Origin of the sequence: Microcystis sp. LEGE 00066 (genome assembly GCF_015207925.1) — a bacterium.
In the GTDB taxonomy this organism is placed as follows: Bacteria; Cyanobacteriota; Cyanobacteriia; order Cyanobacteriales; family Microcystaceae; genus Microcystis; species Microcystis ichthyoblabe_A.
Window position 1 is genome coordinate 1 of sequence record NZ_JADEVX010000336.1, and the last position, 1,782, is coordinate 1,782.

The following is a 1,782-nucleotide window of genomic DNA, read 5'->3' on the forward strand; positions in this document are numbered from 1 at the left end:
CCCCACACCCCACACCCCACCAATAAACTTTTTGCCGCAAACCCTATTTATAGTTTGCCAACCATGACTATCGATTCTTTACTGCAATCTTTTCAGCGTTTTGGGGTTAATCTCGGTTTAGAAAGAATAAAAAATCTGCTGGAGATTTTAGGCAATCCCCAAGATAAAATTCCGATTATTCATGTCACGGGAACTAATGGCAAAGGTTCGGTTTGTGCCTATCTATCCTCCATTCTCAGCACTGCTGGTTACAAAGTCGGACGTTATATTTCTCCCCATTTAATTGATTGGACGGAAAGAATCTCTATTAATGGCGAAAATATTGAAACCGCGACTTTAGAAAACCTGCTTAAAGATATAGAATCGCTTATCGATCCCCAGCAGGAAAGTCCTACTCAATTTGAGGTAATTACTGCCGCTGCTTGGCTGTATTTTGCCCGGGAAAAGGTGGATATTGCCGTGATGGAAGTGGGTTTAGGAGGAAGATTAGATGCGACTAATGTTTGCGCTCAACCTTTAGTTACTGTCATCACTTCTATTAGTCGCGAACATTGGCAAAATTTAGGGCCGACGGTTGCCGATATTGCCGGCGAAAAAGCGGGGATATTAAAAGCGAATTGTCCCGCAGTTATCGGACAATTACCGGAATCAGCGCAGGGGGTAGTTAGGGAGAGAATCAAGCTGTTAAATTGTCCGAAGGTATGGGTAGAAGCTGCCGAAAAAATTGCCGATAATCGGGCCAAATATCAAGGGTTAGAATATCCTTTATCCTTAGCGGGAGATTTTCAATTAACTAATTCCGCTATAGCGATCGCTGTTGTTAATATTTTACGTCAGCAAGGTTGGCAAATTAGCGATGAAGTCGTGCAAGAAGGAATGGCAAAAACTCGCTGGTTAGGACGTTTACAAACCGTTAATTGGTGTCAGCGAGAAATTTTAATAGATGGCGCTCATAATCCTGCTGCTGCTATTGGTTTAAGGCAGTATGTAGATAGTTTAAAGGCTCCAAAAATTATCTGGGTGATGGGAATTTTATCGACTAAAGATCATCGGGAAATATTCCAAGCTTTGTTAAGAAAAGGCGATAGTTTATATTTAGTTCCCGTCCCCGATCATAGCAGTGCCAATCCTGAAACTTTAGCGGAATTAGCGGCTTCAATTTGTCCAGAATTATCTCACCTAGAGACTTGTTTCGATGTATTTTTAGGACTAAAAAAAGCCATCCAAGAATCTGCCGAGAGTCAGATAATTCTCTGTGGATCGCTTTATTTAGTTGGTTACTTTTTAGGGAGTTTGCTTCAGGGAAAATAAAACATCAATTTTACTGGTGGTTTTATCAGGCATAGTGGCAGTAATTCCGATCCCGCGTACCGATTCTAAAAAAGCCTTTGCTTCTGGGCTTAATTCCGTGGCAGGAAGATTATTAATTCCCCCTGCTTTAGCGATAATTTGCTCCACATCGATGAAGAAATAACCGAGATTATTTTTAGGCAAATTTGCGATCGATGCTTGGAAAATCTCACTTTTGCTAATCGGTTGATTCGGTTGCGGTTGATAGGGAATTCCGACGGTCATTTTTAGGGTATCATTATTAGGCCAAGCATAGGTTAAAATCGCTTGTTCTTCCGCTTTCCATTCAGTCACATCTTGGCCAGAAATTTGACTGTTTTTTATGGTGATAAAGGGAACAGTTTTTCCCAATTTATTTAACCTATCGAGGGTAGTTTTTGCCGCTTTCTGATCGCCGGTTTGCCAGATCATCATCCCCCCAAAACCTAACCC

At 41.4% G+C, this 1,782-nt stretch carries 2 protein-coding genes; one reads left to right on the forward strand and one right to left on the reverse strand.

Annotated features, from left to right (window positions below; all coding sequences use genetic code 11):
* The first annotated feature begins 63 nt into the window (after positions 1-63).
* Positions 64-1,311: a folylpolyglutamate synthase/dihydrofolate synthase family protein gene (locus IQ224_RS23270; protein WP_002748298.1), complete on the forward strand. Its 1,248-nt coding sequence runs from the start codon at positions 64-66 to the stop codon at positions 1,309-1,311.
* Here IQ224_RS23270 and IQ224_RS23275 read toward each other — a convergent pair.
* Positions 1,285-1,782 (reverse strand): DUF3352 domain-containing protein (locus IQ224_RS23275; protein WP_194033545.1); only part of this gene is annotated, 498 nt, incomplete at its 5' end. The genes IQ224_RS23270 and IQ224_RS23275 overlap by 27 nt on opposite strands.